This window comes from Neisseria sp. HMSC03D10 (assembly GCF_001807625.1).
In the GTDB taxonomy this organism is placed as follows: domain Bacteria; phylum Pseudomonadota; class Gammaproteobacteria; order Burkholderiales; family Neisseriaceae; genus Neisseria; species Neisseria mucosa.
The window spans coordinates 1-19331 of sequence record NZ_KV789505.1; the positions used below are offsets into that span (position 1 = coordinate 1).

General features: G+C 53.6%; 18 protein-coding genes and 1 pseudogene. All 19 read left to right on the forward strand.

The features are described from left to right. Positions 1–116 precede the first annotated feature (116 nt). Positions 117–1613 (forward strand): amidase, encoded by a 1497-nt coding sequence (locus tag HMPREF3066_RS02455; RefSeq protein ID WP_070440228.1) that lies wholly within the window; start codon positions 117–119, stop codon positions 1611–1613. A gap of 322 nt (positions 1614–1935) precedes the next feature. Next, positions 1936–3198: an FtsW/RodA/SpoVE family cell cycle protein gene (locus tag HMPREF3066_RS02460; protein WP_049225695.1), complete on the forward strand. Its 1263-nt coding sequence runs from the start codon at positions 1936–1938 to the stop codon at positions 3196–3198. Between the two features lie 3 nt (positions 3199–3201). Then, positions 3202–4269: an undecaprenyldiphospho-muramoylpentapeptide beta-N-acetylglucosaminyltransferase gene (murG, locus tag HMPREF3066_RS02465; protein ID WP_019271559.1), complete on the forward strand. Its 1068-nt coding sequence runs from the start codon at positions 3202–3204 to the stop codon at positions 4267–4269. Positions 4270–4403: 134 nt separating this feature from the next. Beyond that, positions 4404–5231, forward strand: a complete 828-nt coding sequence (locus tag HMPREF3066_RS02470) for a class I SAM-dependent methyltransferase (RefSeq protein WP_060974869.1) — start codon at positions 4404–4406, stop codon at positions 5229–5231. A gap of 254 nt (positions 5232–5485) precedes the next feature. Then, a complete protein-coding gene (gene murC / locus HMPREF3066_RS02475; protein ID WP_070440230.1) occupies positions 5486–6895 on the forward strand; it encodes a UDP-N-acetylmuramate--L-alanine ligase in 1410 nt (469 codons plus the stop codon). Positions 6896–7044: 149 nt separating this feature from the next. Next, a complete protein-coding gene (locus HMPREF3066_RS02480; protein ID WP_070440232.1) occupies positions 7045–7959 on the forward strand; it encodes a D-alanine--D-alanine ligase in 915 nt (304 codons plus the stop codon). After that, complete coding sequence (locus HMPREF3066_RS02485) at positions 7949–8674, forward strand: cell division protein FtsQ/DivIB (RefSeq protein WP_049225691.1); 726 nt, start codon at positions 7949–7951, stop codon at positions 8672–8674. Before HMPREF3066_RS02480 ends, HMPREF3066_RS02485 begins: the two co-directional genes overlap by 11 nt. A gap of 80 nt (positions 8675–8754) precedes the next feature. Next, complete coding sequence (gene ftsA, locus HMPREF3066_RS02490) at positions 8755–9999, forward strand: cell division protein FtsA (RefSeq protein ID WP_039410422.1); 1245 nt, start codon at positions 8755–8757, stop codon at positions 9997–9999. A 228-nt stretch (positions 10000–10227) separates the two neighbouring features. Then, positions 10228–11421, forward strand: a complete 1194-nt coding sequence (gene ftsZ / locus HMPREF3066_RS02495; RefSeq protein WP_060974866.1) for a cell division protein FtsZ — start codon at positions 10228–10230, stop codon at positions 11419–11421. 289 nt (positions 11422–11710) lie between these two features. Next, a complete protein-coding gene (locus tag HMPREF3066_RS02500) occupies positions 11711–12166 on the forward strand; it encodes a four-helix bundle copper-binding protein (protein ID WP_070440234.1) in 456 nt (151 codons plus the stop codon). Positions 12167–12671: 505 nt separating this feature from the next. Continuing rightward, positions 12672–13472, forward strand: a complete 801-nt coding sequence (locus tag HMPREF3066_RS02510; RefSeq protein WP_003779745.1) for an ABC transporter ATP-binding protein — start codon at positions 12672–12674, stop codon at positions 13470–13472. 136 nt (positions 13473–13608) lie between these two features. Then, positions 13609–14385 carry a lipid asymmetry maintenance ABC transporter permease subunit MlaE gene (mlaE, locus tag HMPREF3066_RS02515; protein ID WP_003742846.1) on the forward strand — a complete coding sequence of 259 codons (777 nt, stop codon included), beginning with the start codon at positions 13609–13611 and terminating at the stop codon, positions 14383–14385. 50 nt (positions 14386–14435) lie between these two features. Then, positions 14436–14933 (forward strand): outer membrane lipid asymmetry maintenance protein MlaD, encoded by a 498-nt coding sequence (gene mlaD, locus HMPREF3066_RS02520; protein ID WP_070440236.1) that lies wholly within the window; start codon positions 14436–14438, stop codon positions 14931–14933. Between the two features lie 36 nt (positions 14934–14969). Then, positions 14970–15560: an MlaC/ttg2D family ABC transporter substrate-binding protein gene (locus tag HMPREF3066_RS02525; RefSeq protein ID WP_009312677.1), complete on the forward strand. Its 591-nt coding sequence runs from the start codon at positions 14970–14972 to the stop codon at positions 15558–15560. A gap of 98 nt (positions 15561–15658) precedes the next feature. Further along, positions 15659–15937, forward strand: a complete 279-nt coding sequence (locus HMPREF3066_RS02530; RefSeq protein ID WP_009312676.1) for an STAS domain-containing protein — start codon at positions 15659–15661, stop codon at positions 15935–15937. Next, positions 15934–16734 carry an MlaA family lipoprotein gene (locus HMPREF3066_RS02535; RefSeq protein ID WP_045075296.1) on the forward strand — a complete coding sequence of 267 codons (801 nt, stop codon included), beginning with the start codon at positions 15934–15936 and terminating at the stop codon, positions 16732–16734. Before HMPREF3066_RS02530 ends, HMPREF3066_RS02535 begins: the two co-directional genes overlap by 4 nt. Before the next feature lie 60 nt (positions 16735–16794). Beyond that, complete coding sequence (gene lpxB / locus HMPREF3066_RS02540; protein WP_472684668.1) at positions 16795–17943, forward strand: lipid-A-disaccharide synthase; 1149 nt, start codon at positions 16795–16797, stop codon at positions 17941–17943. Between the two features lie 513 nt (positions 17944–18456). Then, a complete protein-coding gene (gene rnhB, locus HMPREF3066_RS02545; RefSeq protein ID WP_060974862.1) occupies positions 18457–19047 on the forward strand; it encodes a ribonuclease HII in 591 nt (196 codons plus the stop codon). 33 nt (positions 19048–19080) lie between these two features. After that, positions 19081–19281, forward strand: a pseudogene (locus HMPREF3066_RS12000) (bile acid:sodium symporter family protein); the annotation flags it as partial. Positions 19282–19331: the final 50 nt, after the last annotated feature.

Here is a 19331-nt window from a genome sequence, read left to right on the forward strand (position 1 = left end):
GGGATTTTGGGGAATTTTGCAAAGGTCTCAAATTGCCTATGCGGGCAAACGGCGAGGCGGCGGGCAGTCATGCCTGACCGACAAAACGTGTGTTGATCAATCCGAAAGGAAAACCCATGAATTTTCAAGACTACATCCGTTACGATGCCGTCGGTTTGGCAGAGCTGATCCGCAAAAAAGAAGTGTCCGCAGATGAAGTGTTGCGGGCTGCTTTAAGCCGCTTGGACGAAGTCAATCCCAAGCTCAATCTGTTGGCGCACGATTTGCGCGAACGCGCGGCGACGTGGCAGGGGTCGTCTGAAAATGCCGATACGCCGCTGGCGGGCGTGCCGTTTTTGCTCAAAGACCTGCTGGCGGATTGGGAAGGCGCGCCGACATGGTCGGGTTCGCGCATGATGCAGCATTACATTGCCAAGCAAAACAGCGATTTGACCCAAGCCTATCTCGATGCGGGGCTGCGCGTGTTCGGCAAAACCACCACGCCCGAATGGGGCGCGTATGCCGTTACCGAAACCGAAATTTACGGCATCACGCGCAATCCGTGGCATTTGGACTATACCGCGGGCGGCAGCAGCGGCGGTGCGGCGGCGGCAGTGGCTTCGGGCGTCGTACCCGCAGCACACGGCAGCGACGGCGGCGGTTCCATCCGCTTACCCGCGCACAACTGCGGCGTGTTCGGGCTGAAACCCACGCGCGGCCGCAGCAGTTATGCGCCAAACGCATCGGAGGCATGGCAAGGTTTGGTATGTGACCATGTCTTGACCCGCAGCGTGCGCGACAGCGCGGTTTTGCTGGACATCGCCGCCCGAACCCAAGAGCGCGCCCTGTATGCCTGCCCGCCGCCGCCTGAAAACGGTTTTGCAGACAGCCTGAAACAAGAAACAGGTCGTCTGAAAATCGCTTTTTGGAAACAGGCATGGTTTGGCGGCGGCAACGACGAAGGCACGGAAGCCGCGTTCGCCCATAGTCTGAAACTGATGCAAGATGCGGGACACGAATTGGAAGAAGCCACGCCCGATTTCGCACCGCCCGAACAGCTCAACCGAGCCGCCCGCGTCATCGTCATGGGCGAAACGGCAAAACTGTTCTACCAATATCAATACGAAACCGGACAAAAACTGCCGCACCGCCTGCTTGAGCCGACAACGTGGGCAATGATTGTGCAGGGGCGGCAAATCAGCGCGGGTGAAATGGCATGGGCGCGCGACGTGATGCTGGCGCAGGAACGTGCCGCCAAAGCATTTTTTACGCGCTACGACGTGTTGATGACGCCCGTCTGCCCGCGCACCACGCCGAAAATCGGCGAGATGATGCCGCCGCCCGCTGCGCAAAAAGCCATGCGCCTGCTGTTCGGCACGCTGCGCTTGGGTTTCCTGTTGAAAAACAACCCGTTTTTGGAAAAAGAAGCCACTGCCGCGCTGCAATACGTCGGCTATACGTCGCCGCTGAACATGAGCGGCAACCCCGCCATGAGCGTGCCGCTTTACCGGCATCACGGACTGCCCGTCGGTACCCAGTTCGCCGCCGCACACGGGCGCGAAGACACGCTGCTCCGCCTCGCCGCGCAGTTGGAACAGATACAGCCGTGGGCGGAAATACCGCAGTTGGCTTAGGGTTTGCACTGGATAAGAAGCGGTCTGTTTGCCCGAAGAAAAGATTGAGATAAGGTCGTCTGAAAACATCAAAACGTTTTCAGACGACCTTTTTTGCGTGTGTGATGGGTAGGGGAGGGCGCAAAGAACGCCGGAATCCGACGGTCTTTAAAGAATCTGAATTGTTGCTTTGCCAAGAAACCTTTAGAATGACGTTTTTCTGATTCACGCTATTTTTTCAGACGACCTTCGATGTCCCGATTAGGCGGAGGGTCGTCTGAAACGCTTTGTTCTGGTTGTTTCGGGGCGGATTTTTCCGTCTGCCCCCATACGGATGTTTTTCATGATTAGTCTTTCCAAACTTCTTGACCGCCCGATTTCTTTGGACGGTCGGAAATTCGATGTGTCACTGTTGTGGATGGTCGTTTTGATGACCGCCTTCAGTCTGGTGATGATTTATTCTGCGTCGATTGCTTATGCCGCGTCCGAAGGCGGCAATCAGTTTTCTTTTGTCAGCAAGCAGGCGATGTTTGTCGGCGCGAGCGTATTGGGCTGCCTCGGGCTGTCGCTGTTGAGCATGAGTTTTTGGCGGAAAATCATTCCGTTTTATTTTGCTTTTTCCGCGATTTTGCTGGTGGTCGTGTTGTTTGTCGGACGTGAAATCAACGGGGCGACGCGTTGGATACATATCGGGCCGCTCAATCTTCAGCCGACCGAGTTGTTCAAACTGGCGACGGTTTTGTATTTGTCCAGCCTGTTCACGCGGCGCGAGGAAGTTTTGCGCAGTATGGACTCTTTGGGTTTGAAGCCGCTGTTTGTCGGTTTGTTCAATGCTTTTCTGTGTCCGTTCAGCAAGGAGGCGCGTCAGAAAACTTGGCAGAAGCTGAAGAAGTTTAAAAATATCCTGCTGCCTATCGTGATGATTGCGCTGGGTTTGGTTTTTGTGATGGCGCAACCTGACTTCGGTTCGTTTGTCGTGATTGTGTCGATTACGATGGGTATGCTGTTTTTGGCGGGTTTCCCGTGGAAATATTTTGCCGTCTTGGTACTGAGTGTGCTGGGGGGAATGGGCGTGATGATTTTGGCGGCACCCTACCGTATGGCGCGCGTGTCGGCATTCTTGGACCCTTGGGGCGACCCTTTGGGCAAAGGTTATCAGTTGACGCATTCGTTGATGGCGATTGCGCGCGGCGAATGGTTCGGTCAGGGCTTGGGCGCGAGTTTGGAAAAACGCTTCTACCTGCCCGAGGCGCATACCGACTTTATCTTTGCCGTCATCGGCGAGGAATTCGGGTTTGTGGGGATGTGTATTTTGGTGTTCTGCTACGGCTGGCTGGTGATGCGCGCATTCTCCATCGGCAAGCAGGCGCGTGATTCCGGACTGACGTTCAGCGCGTATGTGGCCAACGGCATCGGTATTTGGATAGGGATTCAAAGTTTCTTCAATATCGGCGTCAACATCGGTATCCTGCCCACCAAAGGCCTGACTTTGCCGTTGATGTCTTACGGCGGTTCGGCGGTTGCCGTTATGCTGGTGTGCGTTACCTTATTGTTGCGCGTCGATTATGAAAACCGCAAAAAAATGCGCGGTTACCAAGTGGAGTAAATCATGGGCGGTAAAACTTTCATGTTGATGGCAGGCGGTACCGGCGGCCATATTTTCCCCGCGCTGGCGGTGGCGGACTCATTGCGCGCGCGCGGCCATCATGTGATTTGGCTGGGCAGCGAAGGCTCGATGGAAGAGCGCATCGTGCCGCAATACGACATCCTGCTCGAAACGCTGGCGATTAAAGGCGTGCGCGGTAACGGCATCAAACGCAAGCTGATGCTGCCGTTTACTTTGTATAAAACCGTCCGCGAAGCGCAGCGGATTATCCGCAAACACCGCGTCGAATGCGTCATCGGTTTCGGCGGCTTCGTTACCTTCCCCGGCGGCTTGGCGGCGAAGCTCTTGGGCGTGCCGATTGTGATTCACGAACAAAACGCTGTGGCAGGGTTGTCCAACCGCCAACTGTCGCGCTGGGCGAAGCGGGTGTTGTACGCTTTTCCGAAAGCGTTCAGCCATGAAGGCGGCTTGGTCGGCAACCCCGTCCGCGCCGATATTGCCAACCTGCCTGCGCCTGCCGAACGCTTCCAAGGGCGTGAAGGTCGTCTGAAAATCTTGGTGGTCGGCGGCAGTTTGGGCGCAGACGTTTTGAACAAAACCGTTCCGCAGGCATTGGCTTTGCTGCCCGACGATGCGCGCCCGCAGATGTATCACCAATCGGGTCGGGGCAAGCTGGGCAGCTTGCAGGCGGATTACGACGCGCTGGGTGTGAAAGCCGAATGCGTGGAATTTATTACCGACATGGTGTCCGCCTACCGCGATGCTGATTTGGTGATTTGTCGAGCAGGCGCGCTGACGATTGCCGAGTTGACGGCAGCAGGGCTGGGTGCGCTGCTGGTACCGTATCCTTACGCCGTCGATGACCATCAAACCGCCAATGCGCGTTTTATGGTGCAGGCAGAAGCAGGATTGCTGTTGCCGCAAACCCAGTTGACAGCGGAAAAACTCGCCGAAATCCTCGGCGGCTTAAACCGCGAAAAATGCCTGAAATGGGCGGAAAACGCCCGCACATTGGCGCTGCCGCACAGCGCGGACGATGTGGCGGAAGCCGCCATTGCGTGTACGGCATGATGACATGATGTGATGAACGAAACAGAGGTCGTCTGAAAACCAAGAAACGGGTTTCAGACGACCTTTTTGCAACTTGGCAGCCGTATTGTGCGGGAGTATGATGTAAATAGGAATTTCTCTCATTGGAAGCTGCCATGTCCGAAAAAATCTCTCCCGAAACCGTTTCCGCCTTGTCCAGTACCATGCTGATTCCCCTGTGGGCGAAGGCTGTGGAGCAGGGTAGGGCGCAGCCGCTTTTGCGCGATGACGAAGCCGTGCGGATGTTGGACAAGATTGACTACGACTTCGGCAAGTTTGCCAAAGCCAAAGCATCGCAGGTCGGCTGTTGCGGGCGGGCGAAGCTGTTGGACGATATGACCCGGCACTTTATCGCCGAGCATCCCGATGCCGTCGTCGTGCAAATCGGCGCGGGGCTGGATGCGCGTTACGAACGCTTGGGCAGGCCGCGCATTACCGCCTGGTATGATTTGGATTTGCCGGAAGTGATTGAAGTGCGGCGTATGCTGCTTCCCGAATCGGACAATCATTATCTGGGCGCGTCCATGTTTGACGAAGCGTGGATGAACACCGTTGCCGCGCACGGCAAACCCGTGTTGCTCGTGATCGAAGGCGTGTTGATGTATTTTGAAGAAGCGCAGGTGCAGGACTTTTTCAAACAGGTTGCCCGCAGTCTGCCGAACGTCCAACTTGCCTTCGACACCATTCCCAAAGTCTACATCGGACAAAGCAAACGCCACGACGCGCTCGGCAAAATGGACAAGCCGCCCGAGTTCCGCTGGGCGATAAGCGGAACGGACGACATCCGACGCCTGATATCGGGTGTGGAAATCATCGAAGAAGCGGGCTTGAGCAGCGCCTGCAAACCGCGTTATCCGTGGCTCTTGCGCCTTGTGTATGCGACCGCGTGGGGGCGGCGCAAATTGGATATGCGCTTGATGAGGATACAAGTGCCGTTAAGTTGATAAACGAGAGGTCGTCTGAAAACGGTTTTCAGACGACCTTATGTTTTGTTTTTGCTGGTATTTTGGTAGCTGAAGTCGAGTTTAAAAATGGGTAATTTGCCGCTGAACGAAACCTCTTTTTTACCCATATTGCCACCAATGTGAAATCTTGTATGCCGAAACATCTTTAATTTACAAGAAAACTATGGCGCAGAAGCGGATAGCCCTTTAAAATAACGCCTTTACGCATCGAAAATCCACCGGAACGCAACATCATGATGAAAAATCGAGTCACCAACATCCATTTTGTCGGTATCGGCGGCGTCGGCATGAGCGGTATCGCCGAAGTCTTGCACAATTTGGGCTTTAAAGTTTCCGGTTCGGATCAGGCGCGAAATGCGGTTACCGAGCATTTGAGCAGCTTGGGTATTCAAGTTTATCCCGGTCATACCGCCGAACATGTTAACGGCGCGGATGTTGTCGTAACCTCTACCGCCGTCAAAAAAGACAATCCCGAAGTCGTCGCTGCGCTGGAGCAGCAAATCCCCGTCATTCCGCGCGCCCTGATGCTGGCGGAACTGATGCGCTTCCGTGACGGCATCGCCATTGCCGGTACGCACGGCAAAACCACGACCACCAGCCTGACTGCGTCCATCCTCGGCGCGGCAGGGCTCGACCCCACTTTCGTTATCGGCGGCAAACTCAATGCCGCAGGTACCAACGCCCGCTTGGGCAAAGGCGAATACATCGTCGCCGAAGCCGACGAGTCCGATGCGTCCTTCCTGCATCTGACTCCGATTATGTCCGTCGTCACCAATATCGACGAAGACCACATGGACACCTACGGACACAGCGTCGAAAAACTGCATCAGGCGTTTGTCGATTTTATCCACCGTATGCCATTCTACGGCAAAGCATTTTTGTGTATCGACAGCGAACACGTCCGCGCGATTTTGCCCAAAGTAAGCAAGCCCTACGCGACTTACGGCTTGGACGATACCGCCGATATTTACGCAACCGGCATCGAAAGCGTCGGCGCGCAAATGAAGTTTACCGTTCATGTCCAAATGAAAGGACATGAGCAGGCGCCGTTTGAAGTCGTGTTGAACATGCCCGGCAGACACAACGTCCTCAATGCTTTGGCAGCCATCGGCGTGGCGCTGGAGGTTGGTGCATCCGTCGAAGCGATTCAGCGCGGCTTGCTCGGTTTTGAAGGCGTCGGCCGCCGCTTCCAAAAATACGGCGACATCAAGCTGCCCAACGGCGGAACCGCGCTGTTGGTGGACGATTACGGACACCATCCTGTCGAAATGGCAGCAACCCTATCCGCTGCACGCGGCGCGTATCCGGAAAAACGGTTGGTGCTCGCCTTCCAGCCGCACCGATATACCCGCACACGCGATTTGTTCGAAGACTTCACCAAAGTCCTCAATACTGTTGACGCGCTGGTGTTGACTGAAGTTTATGCCGCCGGAGAAGAGCCTATTGCTGCCGCCGACTCCCGCGCCCTTGCCCGCGCCATCCGCGTATTGGGTAAACTCGAGCCGATTTACTGCGAAAACGTCGCCGACTTGCCTGAAATGCTGTTGAACGTTTTACAGGACGGCGACATCGTGTTGAATATGGGTGCGGGCAGCATCAACCGCGTTCCTGCCGCGATGCTGGAGTTGTCGAAAAAAGCCTGAGGCGGAAATTTTATCGTGATGCCGCGATAGCTGCCCGATGAAGCGATGTCCCATCGGGTGGGGAAGCAAGATTAAGGTCGTCTGAAAACCCGATTCGTTTTCAGACGACCTGTATCAAAAAATGAAGTAATCAAGAAAGCACAAAAACAATGCAGAATTTTGGCAAAGTAGCCGTATTGATGGGCGGCTTTTCCAGCGAACGCGAAATTTCGCTGGATAGCGGTGCCGCCATTTTGAATGCCTTAAAAAGCAAAGGCATAGACGCACACGCCTTCGACCCTAAAGAAACGCCCTTGGCGGAATTGAAAACCCAAGGTTTCCAAACTGCTTTCAATATCCTCCACGGTACTTACGGCGAAGACGGTGCCGTTCAGGGCGCGTTGGAATTGTTGGGCATTCCTTATACCGGCAGCGGTGTCGCCGCTTCAGCCATCGGCATGGACAAATACCGCTGCAAACTGATTTGGCAAGCCTTGGGGTTGCCCGTTCCCGAGTTTACCGTTTTGCACGAAGATTCCGATTTCGATGCCGTCGAACAGCAACTCGGCTTGCCCATGTTCGTCAAACCGGCAGCGGAGGGCAGCAGCGTCGGCGTTGTGAAAGTGAAAGAAAAAGGTCGTCTGAAAAGCGTTTACGAAGAATTGAAACACCTTCAAGGCGAAATCATCGCCGAGCGATTTATCGGCGGCGGCGAATATTCCTGCCCCGTGTTGAACGGCAAAGGCCTGCCCAGCATACACATCATCCCCGCGACCGAGTTTTACGACTACGAAGCCAAATACAACCGCGACGACACTATTTATCAATGTCCGTCCGAAGACTTGAGCGAGGCTGAAGAAAACCTGATGCGTTCCCTGGCCGTCCGCGGGGCGCAGGCAATCGGGGCAGAGGGCTGCGTGCGCGTCGATTTCCTCAAGGATACCGACGGTAAACTTTACCTCTTGGAAATCAACACGCTGCCCGGCATGACGAGCCACAGTTTAGTACCGAAATCCGCTGCCCATACCGGCGTGGATTTTGCCGATTTATGCATTGAAATTTTGAAAACCGCACATGTGGGATGACGCAAGCGCACTGGGTCGGCTGACCCGCTGGCTGTTGCTGTTGATGGCATTGCTGCTCATCGGCACCTGCATAGCCTGGCTATACAACTCCAATCATTTTCCCGTCAAACAAGTGTCCATACAGGGCAAGCTGACCTATTCGGACGGGAAGGAACTTCAGCGTGCCGCTCAACAGCACACGCACAGCAATATTTTCCGTGCCGATTTGGACGGTATTCAGGCAGCCTTTCAAAAGCTGCCGTGGGTGGATTCCGCCATGGTGCGCCGCCGCTTCCCCGATACCGTCGAAATCCATTTGACCGAGCGTGTGCCTGTCGCCCATTGGCGCAGCGGCGGTTTGGTCGATTCCAAAGGCAATGTGTTTGACGCCCAGCTCAAAGCCAAGCTGCCAATCTTTGAAGGACAGCCGGGTACGGGCAAAGACATGGTCAAACACTACGAAGAATTTTCCGGCATCCTCCGCCGGCAAAATCTGGCGATTAAAGAACTGATTTATACGCCGCGCTCCGCCTGGTTGGTGGTCTTGGACAACGGGATTACCGTCAGACTGGGAAGGGAAAACGAAATCAAACGCTTACAGCTTTTCGCCGAAATTTGGCCGACGCTGTTGCGTAAAAATCAAAATCGGTTATCCTACGTTGATATGCGGTATAAAGACGGATTTTCCGTGCGTTACACATCAGAGACGCCATCTGAAAATGTTTCAGACGACTAAAGCCAAGCAAACGGCGTGAAGCAAACTATTGCCAATACAGACAAATAGTTATAACTCCAGCGAAATAACGAGCAAATATAATGGAACAACAAGGTAAATATATCAGTGCCCTCGATATCGGCACATCCAAAGTCATCGCCCTGATTGGCGAAGTACAAGACGACAACGAAATCCACATCGTCGGACTCGGACAGGCACCGTCTCGCGGCCTTAAAGCAGGCATGGTAACCAACATTGACGCGACGGCCCAAGCCATTCAGCAGGCAGTCAATGAAGCCGAATTGATGGCGGACACCAAAATCAGCCACGTTACGACCGGTATCGCGGGTAACCATATCCGCAGCTTGAATTCGCAAGGGGTTGTCAAAATCAAAGACGGCGAAGTTTCGCAAGCCGACATCGACCGCGCCATCGAAACCGCCAAAGCCATCAACATCCCGCCGGATCACAATATCCTGCATACCGTGGTGCAAGAATACATCATCGACAACCAGCCCGGCGTCAAAGAGCCTATCGGTATGAGCGGCGTCCGACTCGATACCCGCGTACATATCATTACCGGTGCCAATACCGCCCTGCAAAACATCCAAAAATGTATCCATCGTTGCGGTTTGCAAATGGACCAAATCATGCTTCAGCCTTTAGCGAGCGGTCAGGCTGTTTTGACTGAAGACGAAAAAGATTTGGGCGTATGCGTCATCGACATCGGCGGCGGTACGACCGATATTGCCGTTTATACCAACGGCGCCATCCGCCATACTGCAGTGATTCCCGTGGCGGGCGATTTGATTACCAAAGATTTGGCACAAGCACTGCGCACCCCGCACAGCGCTGCCGAATACATCAAAATCCACTACGGCGTAGCGATTCCCGATATGGACGGCTTGGACGAAATGGTCGAAGTTCCCAGCGTCGGCGACCGCCAACCCCGCCAGATTTCCCGCCGCGTTTTGGCAAGCGTCATCGGTCCGCGCGTCGAAGAAATCTTAGAGCTGACCCTTAACGAATTGCGCCGTTCCGGCTTCCCTGAAGAAGTTCTCACATCAGGCATCGTTCTGACTGGCGGCGCATCTATGCTGACCGGCATCGTTGAGCTTGCCGAAGAAGTGTTCGGCCTGCCTGCACGCATCGGCGTACCTCAGGAAATGGGCGGCGTATCCGAACGAATCCGCAATCCGCGCTACTCAACCGCCATCGGTCTTTTGCAGGCGGCAAGGGGAGAGGAGGACGGCGCACCGGTGACCGGCGCTATCGTAGTTCATGACCAGGCTGAAAAAATCAGTTTGTGGGCAAGATTGATGAAATTCGTTAAAGACAATTTCTGATTGTTCCGTTACTTGCTTACAGGGAAAATGAGTTGCTGTTGGGGCGGAATGAAACTACTTGCAATAATTAAGAACCTGTATGCTTTCGTTAAAAAATGTAGTAAAAAAATAACGGTAATGGTGAATGAATAAGAAGTATTTTGCCAGTGTCTGAAGACTTCTTATATAATACGGATAATATCTAATTTTTGGACCGTCCTCGATGCAGGGCGCGCAGGAGTCATTTGAATGGAATTTGTTTACGACGTAGCTGAATCAGCCGCAAGCCCTGCGGTCATTAAAGTAATCGGCTTGGGTGGCGGCGGTTGCAACGCTATCAATAATATGATTGCCAACATCATCCAAGGTGTTGAATTTATTAGTGCCAATACTGATGCGCAATCTTTAGGTAAAAATAATGCGGCCAAACGCATCCAATTGGGTACTAATCTGACCCGTGGTTTGGGTGCGGGTGCCAATCCTGAAATCGGCCGTGCTGCGGCACAAGAAGATCGCGAAGCCATCGAAGATGCTATTCGCGGCGCGAATATGTTGTTCATCACCACCGGTATGGGTGGCGGTACCGGTACTGGTGCGGCTCCTGTGGTTGCCGAGATTGCCAAAGAAATGGGTATCCTGACCGTTGCGGTCGTTACCCGTCCGTTCGGCTACGAAGGCAAACGCGTACACATCGCCCAAGAAGGTTTGGAACAGCTCAAAGGCCAGGTCGATTCATTGATCATCATCCCGAACGACAAGCTGATGACTGCATTGGGCGAAGACGTCACTATGCGTGAAGCGTTCCGTGCGGCGGACAACGTCCTGCGCGATGCCGTAGCCGGTATTTCCGAAGTAGTTACCCGTCCCGGGTTCATCAACCTTGACTTCGCCGACGTTAAAAACGTAATGGGTATCAAAGGTATCGCCATGATGGGTTCCGGTTTTGCTCAAGGCATCGACCGCGCCCGTTTGGCAACCGAACAAGCGATTTCCAGCCCATTGCTGGATAATGTGACTTTGGATGGCGCGCGCGGCGTATTGGTGAACATCACTACCGCTCCGGATTGCCTGAAAATGTCCGAATATCGTGAAATCATGAAAGTGGTTAACGAGAATGCGCATCCTGAAGCAGAATGCAAATATGGTACTGCCGAAGACGACAATATGGGCGAAGACGCTATCCGCGTAACCATTATTGCGACCGGTTTGAAAGAAAACGGCAGCGAAAACCAAATGCGTGCGGCAGTCCGTACACAAAAATTGGTTAGCGGAAATGCCGAAGTAGCTCAGCCTGTGCAGGCTGGTAATGTCGATGGCTTGGTTCGTACCAACAGAGGCATCCGCTCAATGAATTTGACTGCCGCAGATTTCAGTAATCAATCTGTTTTGGACGATTTTGAAATTCCGGCTATTTTACGTCGTCAAAATAATTCGGACAAATAATTCATTCTGTTAAAAAAGCCTGCCACATCGTTGGCGGGTTTTTTTATAGTTTGGAATATATGGAGGCTTCACTTTTTTATACTTCATTAAGTATATTTTCGACTTTCGATTTATTGTCTGTCGAACCGTTGAATGATAGGATTGCGGCGGTAAGTGTAGTTCAATCGCTCAAAATTTCATAAACGGCTGATTTCAGACGACATCAATGATGCGCAGAAAGCTGCTGTCTTCGATTTTAGCGATTCGTTATGTTTCACTTCATATCAATGATTACATAAGGAAATACAGTATGAACCGTCGTCAATTCTTGGGTGGTACAGCCGTTTCTTTGGCAGCCGCCGCTTCATTCGCCCGCGCCCACGGACATCATGACCATAAAGGCCATTCCCACGCTGCCCCTGCTGCTGCGTCCAAAACCTATGAAGCAGCCAGAAAAGCGGCTGCCCACTGTGTTGAAGCAGGTCAAATCTGTTTGGCACACTGCATCAGACTGCTGAGCCAAGGCGATACTTCTATGAAAGACTGCGCAACAGGCGTCAACCAAATGCTGGCTTTGTGCGGCGCGCTGCAAAACCTTGCCGCCCAAAACTCTCCGCTGACCCCTTCTTTGGCAAAAGTCTGCGTCGAAGCGTGCAAACAATGTGCCGCAGCGTGCAAACAACACGCAGGTCATCATGCAGAATGCAAACAATGCTATGAGTCTTGCCTTACCTGCATCAAAGAGTGCGAAAAAATCGCTGCTTAATTGACGCAGTCAATAACCGGTCTGCCTGTGAAACAAACTTTGTTTTGCAGGCAGGCCGGTTTGTTTTTGATGGAATGGTTTTCACAAAATTATAGTGGATTAACTTTAAATCAGGACAAGGCAAGACAGTACAGATAGTACGGCAAGGCGAGGCAACGCCGTACTGGTTTAAAGGTTAATCCACTATAAAATGTAAGTTTTGTTTGTAGAATGTTGTGTCTTTGCCTACAAAATCCTGCCATAAATTTAAAACTTCACCCGCCGGCGAAAAACGGTATGTTTAGGATTATTAAGTTCTGTAACGCGCCCCGTTTTAAAATGAAGACAGCAGGTTGCAAGATTCACGCCCTAACCATTCCAATGGTCTTAAAATTTCTGCCAAACACATGATTTTCACGCTTCTTAACAGACGTTTTCTTGATAAGGTTGTCTGAAAATTGCCCGACACCTTGATAAGCTTTACAATGCAAGTAATTAAAATACATCCCGCCTTATCTTCCCTTTCATGAGTTCCGTACCCTTCATCGAAATGAAAGACGTTGCCTTCGCGTATGGCGACCGTCCGATTCTGAACAATATCAATTTCAGCATTCCCCAAGGAAACTTCGCCGCCGTGATGGGCGGTTCGGGCAGCGGCAAAACCACGCTGATGCGGCTGATTACGGGTCAGATTCATCCGCAATCGGGTAAGGTTTTGATTGAAGGACGTGATTTGGCGGGCTTTTCGGCTGACGAACTGTATGAACACCGCCGCCGCATGGGCGTATTGTTCCAACACGGCGCGCTGTTTACCGATTTGTCTGTGTTCGACAATATCGCTTTTCCGATGCGCGAACTCACGCGCCTGCCGGAAGCAGTTATCCGTGATTTGGTTTTGTTGAAATTGAACGCGGTCGGTCTGCGCGGCGTGGAAAACCTGATGCCGTCCGAACTGTCCGGCGGAATGTCGCGCCGCGTCGCGCTTGCCCGCACGATCGCGCTCGACCCTGAAATCATGTTGTACGACGAGCCGTTTACCGGCCTCGATCCGATTTCCTTGGGCGTGATTGCCCACTTGATCAGCCGCGTCAACAAGGCTTTGCGTTCGACCAGTATTATGGTGACGCACGACATTGAAAAATCTTTGGAAATCGTCGATCAAGTGATTTTCTTGGCGCACGGCGAAATTATGTTCTCCGGCTCGCCGCAGGAAATGCGCGAACTGGATTCACCTTGGGTGCGCCAGTTTGTCGGCGGGCTGGCAGACGGCCCTGTTGCATACCGCTATCCGGCGCAAACGTCGTTACAGCAAGATTTGCTTGGGTAGTTTTCAGACGACCTCAGTTTGCAGACGTCGTCTGAAACGTTTGAACCGTTGTTGCCTGAAGCCAAAATTATTTTTCAGACGACCCATCATCATCCTAAAAGGTCGTCTGAAACCCGTTAATCCGTAATGGAAACCTATGAATTTTATCCGTTCCGTCGGGGCGAAAACCCTCGGCTTTATTCAATCTCTCGGCAGTATTACGCTGTTTCTGCTGAACATTCTGGCGAAATCCGGTACGGCTTTCGTCCGTCCGCGCCTGAGCGTGCGCCAAGTGTATTTTGCCGGCGTGCTGTCGGTATTGATTGTTGCCGTTTCAGGGCTGTTTGTCGGCATGGTTTTGGGTTTGCAGGGCTATACGCAGTTGTCGAAATTCAAATCCGCCGATATTTTGGGCTATATGGTCGCGGCTTCGCTGTTGCGCGAACTGGGTCCGGTGTTGGCGGCGATTCTGTTTGCCAGCAGCGCGGGCGGTGCGATGACCAGCGAAATCGGTTTGATGAAAACGACCGAACAGCTCGAAGCGATGAACGTGATGGCGGTCAACCCTGTCGCCCGCGTGGTTGCGCCACGCTTTTGGGCGGGCGTGTTTTCCATGCCGCTTTTGGCTTCGATTTTCAACGTAGCGGGGATTTACGGCGCGTATTTGGTCGGCGTAACCTGGCTGGGCTTGGACAGCGGCATTTTCTGGTCGCAAATGCAGAACAACATCACGATACATTACGATGTAATCAACGGTCTGATCAAATCCGCCGCGTTCGGCGTGGCGGTAACGCTGATTGCCGTGCATCAGGGCTTCCACTGCGTCCCGACCTCGGAAGGCATTTTGCGTGCCAGCACGCGTACGGTGGTTTCGTCCGCCCTGACGATTTTGGCGATTGACTTTGTGTTGACCGCATTGATGTTTACGGAATGACAGGTCGTCTGAAAACGAAACAAAGCACATTGGATATTCAAGGAACTTTAATGAAAAAGAATGTATTGGAATTTTGGGTCGGACTGTTTGTCCTGCTCGGCGTGGCAGCGGTCGGTTTTCTCGCTTTCCGCGTGGCGGGCGGTACAGCGTTCGGCAATTCCGGCAAGACTTATACCGTATATGCCGATTTCAGCGACATCGGCGGCCTGAAGGCAAACGCGCCGATCAAATCTGCGGGCGTATTGGTCGGACGCGTCGGCTCCATCGAGCTTGACCCGAAATCCTATCAAGCGAAAGTCCGTCTCGATTTGGACAGCAAATATCAGTTCAGCAGCGACGTTTCCGCGCAAATCCTGACCTCCGGCCTGTTGGGCGAACAATATATCGGTCTGCAACAAGGCGGCGACACAGAGCCCCTCGCCGCGGGCGATACCATTTCCGTTACCAGCTCCGCCATGGTTCTGGAAAACCTGATCGGTAAATTCATGACCAGCTTCGCCGAGAAAAACGCGGCAGGCGGCGACGATGCGGCAAAAACAACCGAATAAACGTACACCATCATATTCAAACTAGGACACTTAATCATGAAAAAAACTTCTTTCATCAGCGCACTGAGCATCGGCATCTTGAGCATCAGCATGGCGGTTGCCGCCCCTGCTGACGCAGTGAACCAAATCCGTCAAAACGCCACTCAAGTATTGAGTATCTTAAAAAGCGGCGATGCCAACACCGCCCGCCACAAAGCCGAGGCCTATGCGATTCCCTATTTCGATTTCCAACGCATGACCGCGCTGGCAGTTGGCAACCCTTGGCGTACCGCGTCTGACGCGCAAAAACAAGCATTGACCAAAGAATTTCAAACCCTGCTGATCCGCACCTACTCCGGTACCATGTTGAAATTCAAAAACGCCAACGTCAACGTCAAAGACAACCCCGTTGTCAATAAAGGCGGCAAAGAAATCATCGTCCGTGCCGAAGTCAGCGTACCTGGTCAAAAACCCGTCAACATGGACTTCACCACCTACCAAAGCGGCAACAAATACCGTGCCTACAACGTCGCCATCGAAGGCGCGAGCTTGGTAACCGTGTACCGCAACCAATTCGGCGAAACCATCAAAGCCAAAGGCGTAGACGGACTGATTGCCGAGTTGAAAGCCAAAAACGGCAGCAAATAATGCAAAGACAAGCCATGCCGTCCGTTTTCAGACGACATGGCTTTCGCACACCATAACCTTCAGGTTTTATCATCCAAGATTAAGTTGACAAGACAGCCATGCAAACCGAACTTCGCGACGGCACGCTGCACATCAGCGGCGACATCACCGTCAAAACCTTGACCGCCGACGCCTTTACCCGCTTCAGGCAGCAATGTCGTCTGAAAGACACCCGCGCGGTCGATTTGAGCGGCGTCGGACGCGCTGATTCCGCCTGCGTGTCCCTGCTGCTTGACGCACTGCGCCGTCCGGACGGAAAAATCACCCTGCAAGGCATACCCGAATCCGTGCGTACCCTGTCCGAGCTTTACGAAATCAAAGACTGGTTAAACCCATGAAAAAAACCACCGCTTCACTCCTACTCCTCATCGGCATGGCCTCAACCCCCGCATTTGCCGAAACCAATCCCGCCGACCCCTACGAAGGCTACAACCGCGCCGTATTCAAATTCAACGACAAGGCCGACCAATACGTCCTCGCCCCCGTCGCACGCGGCTACCGCAAAATAACGCCCAAGCCCGTCCGCACCGGCGTGAGCAACTTCTTCAACAACCTGCGCGATGTCGTCAGCTTCGGCAGCAATGTTCTGCGCCTTGACGTCAAACGCGCCAGCGAAGACCTCGTCCGCGTCGGCATCAACACCACCTTCGGCCTTGGCGGTTTAATCGACGTAGCCGGTGCAGGCGGCGTACCCAGCAATAAAAACACCCTCGGCGACACCTTCGCCTCATGGGGCTGGAAAAACAGCAACTACTTCGTTGTCCCCCTGTTCGGCCCATCTACCGTACGCGATACCATTGGCAACGCCGTTACCACCGTCTACCCAGTTAAAAACGCCGTCTTCCACACCAGAGCAGGACGCTGGGGCACAATCGGCCTGCAGGCCATCAACACCCGTAAAGAACTGCTCGACCTGACCGACAGCCTCGAAGGCGCAGCCATCGACAAATACAGCTACACCCGCGACCTCTACATGAAAGTGCGCAGCCGCCAAACCGGCGGAACATTACCGCAAGGCGAGGACGACAATATCGACATCGACGAATTGGTGGACAGCGATGCACCCGGGGCAACCGATTTTGCCGAACCGTTTTCGCAATCCGCTGCCGAATTTGAGCCGATTCCTACCGAATAATCTCATAAGGTCGTCTGAAAACCTTTTCAGACGACCTCAATCTATTTTCCTGTAACGATGATGAACCATTCCCCACTGATCGCCATCAGCGTCGGCGAAGCATCCGGCGACCTGCTCGGCGCGCACCTTATCCGCGCCATCAAACAACGCCGCCCCGATGCGAAATTCATCGGCATCGGCGGCGAACGCATGAAGGCGGAAGGGTTTGAGAGCCTGTACGACCAGGAAAAACTGGCAGTGCGCGGCTTTGTCGAGGTGGTCAAACGCCTGCCCGAAATCCTGAAAATCCGCAAAGGGCTGGTGAACGACCTTATCCGCATCAAACCTGATGTCTTTGTCGGCATCGACGCGCCCGATTTCAATCTGGGCGTGGCGGAAAAACTCAAAAAGGCGGGCATCTCTACCGTCCATTATGTCAGCCCGTCGGTGTGGGCGTGGCGGCGCGAACGGGTGAACAAAATCGTGCATCAGGTCAACCGCGTGCTGTGTCTGTTCCCAATGGAGCCGCAGCTTTACCTTGATGCGGGCGGCAGAGCCGAGTTTGTCGGTCATCCGATGGCGCAAACCATGCCGCTGGACGACGACCGTGCCGCCGCGCGCGCCAAGTTGGGCGTTGCAACCGAAGCTGTCGTGTTCGCCTTGCTGCCGGGCAGCCGTGTCAGCGAAATCGACTATATGGCTCCTTTGTTTTTTCAGACGGCCTTATTGCTGCTCAAACGCTATCCGCAGGCGCAATTCCTGCTTCCCGCCGCCACCGCCGCTACTCGCAGGCGCATCGGTGAAATTCTGGCGCAGCCCGAATTTTCCGCCATTCCCGTTACCATCACCGACAAACAGTCCGATACCGTCTGCACCGCCGCCGATGTTGTTTTGGTAACCAGCGGCACCGCCACCCTTGAAGTCGCCTTGTGCAAACGGCCGATGGTCATCAGCTACAAAATTTCGCCGCTGACCTATTTTTATGTGAAACGTAAAGTCAAAGTGCCGCATGTCGGCCTGCCCAATATCCTGTTGGACAAAGCCGCCGTGCCGGAACTTTTGCAACACGATGCCGAGCCGGAAAAACTCGCCGCCGCCGTTGCCTATTGGTACGACCACCCCGAAGCCGCCGCCGCCCTGAAACAGGATTTTCGCGAACTGCATTTGCTGCTGCGCAAGGATACCGATGCGTTGGCGGCTGAAGCCGTATTGTCCGAAGCAGGCTTTTAGCGAAACCCATTGCGCCCGTTTCTTCTACGCTTTCAGACGACCCCTGATACTTATTGCCTGATAAAGAGCATGCCTGACCTGCGGGCCGAATTTGATGGTTTTGCAGTAAATTCAAATCAGAAATCCCCGCGCCGTCATTCCCGCACAGGCGGGAATCCAGAAATTTGAAATGACGACAATCTTTAAATAGTTCTGAATAGTTGAGGACTGGATTCCTGACTGTGCGGGAATGACGGCGGGCGATAGGTGCCGTATCAAAGATGAAGTGAATCGGCTATATGGCTTGTCTGTCCGACCGAAACTGACAGGCCCATTTTTGTAGCGTGGGCTTTGCCCGCGAAAACGTTTCACAGCATAAAAATAGGGCAGGGCGGGCTTGAACCACCCTACAAGACCGACGCTGCTTCCACGCAGGTGGAAATGACAACGGTACCCGCCATATCATTCAAAAGGTCGTCTGAAATCCTTTTCAGACGACCTCTCCCGTTAACCGAACCTTATCACTGAAACGCTATGTCTCCCATCCTCCTTGCGGGCGTGGACGAAGCAGGGCGCGGGCCGCTGGTCGGCAGCGTGTTTGCCGCCGCCGTCATCCTGCCCGAACGTTACGACTTGCCTGGCCTGACCGATTCGAAAAAACTCAGCGAGAAAAAGCGCGATGCTTTGGCGGTGTTGATCAAAGAACAAGCCGTTTCGTGGAGCGTCGCCTCCGCGTCGCCCGAAGAAATCGCCGAACTCAATATCCTGCACGCCACCATGCTGGCAATGAGCCGTGCCGTACACGGGTTGGCGGTCGTGCCGGATAAGGTATTGATAGACGGCAACCGCGTTCCGAAAGATTTGGGCATTTCCGCCGAAGCCGTCGTCAAGGGCGACAGCAAAATCATCGAAATCTCCGCCGCTTCCGTCCTTGCCAAAACCGCGCGCGATGCCGAAATGTATGCGCTTGCCGAACGTTATCCGCAATACGGTTTCGACAAACACAAAGGTTACGGCACAGCGCAACACCTCGCCGCCCTGCAAAAATACGGCGTGCTGCCCGAACACCGCCGCGATTTCGCACCCGTGAAGGCGTTGCTGGCGCAGGGCAGGTTGTTTGAGTGAGGCAGAATGGATTAAAGGTCGTCTGAAACGTTTCAGACGACCTTTTCTTTCGAAGTCGGTATGCAGAATTCCGGTTTGGGTGCGGCATTGGCGGCCGCGCATTTTGCCGCAGCCCCTGTCGTCGCCGTACCCAGCGCGCTGTTCAGCGTGTGGCACAACATTTCCGGCTCGCTGCTCGCATCTTATTGGTCGGCGAAAGCAGATAAAGAATCGAAAGCGGAATTGTCCGATTAAAAGAGTTCGGCAAAGGAAAAAAGGTCGTCTGAAAACTGAACTGCACCCCA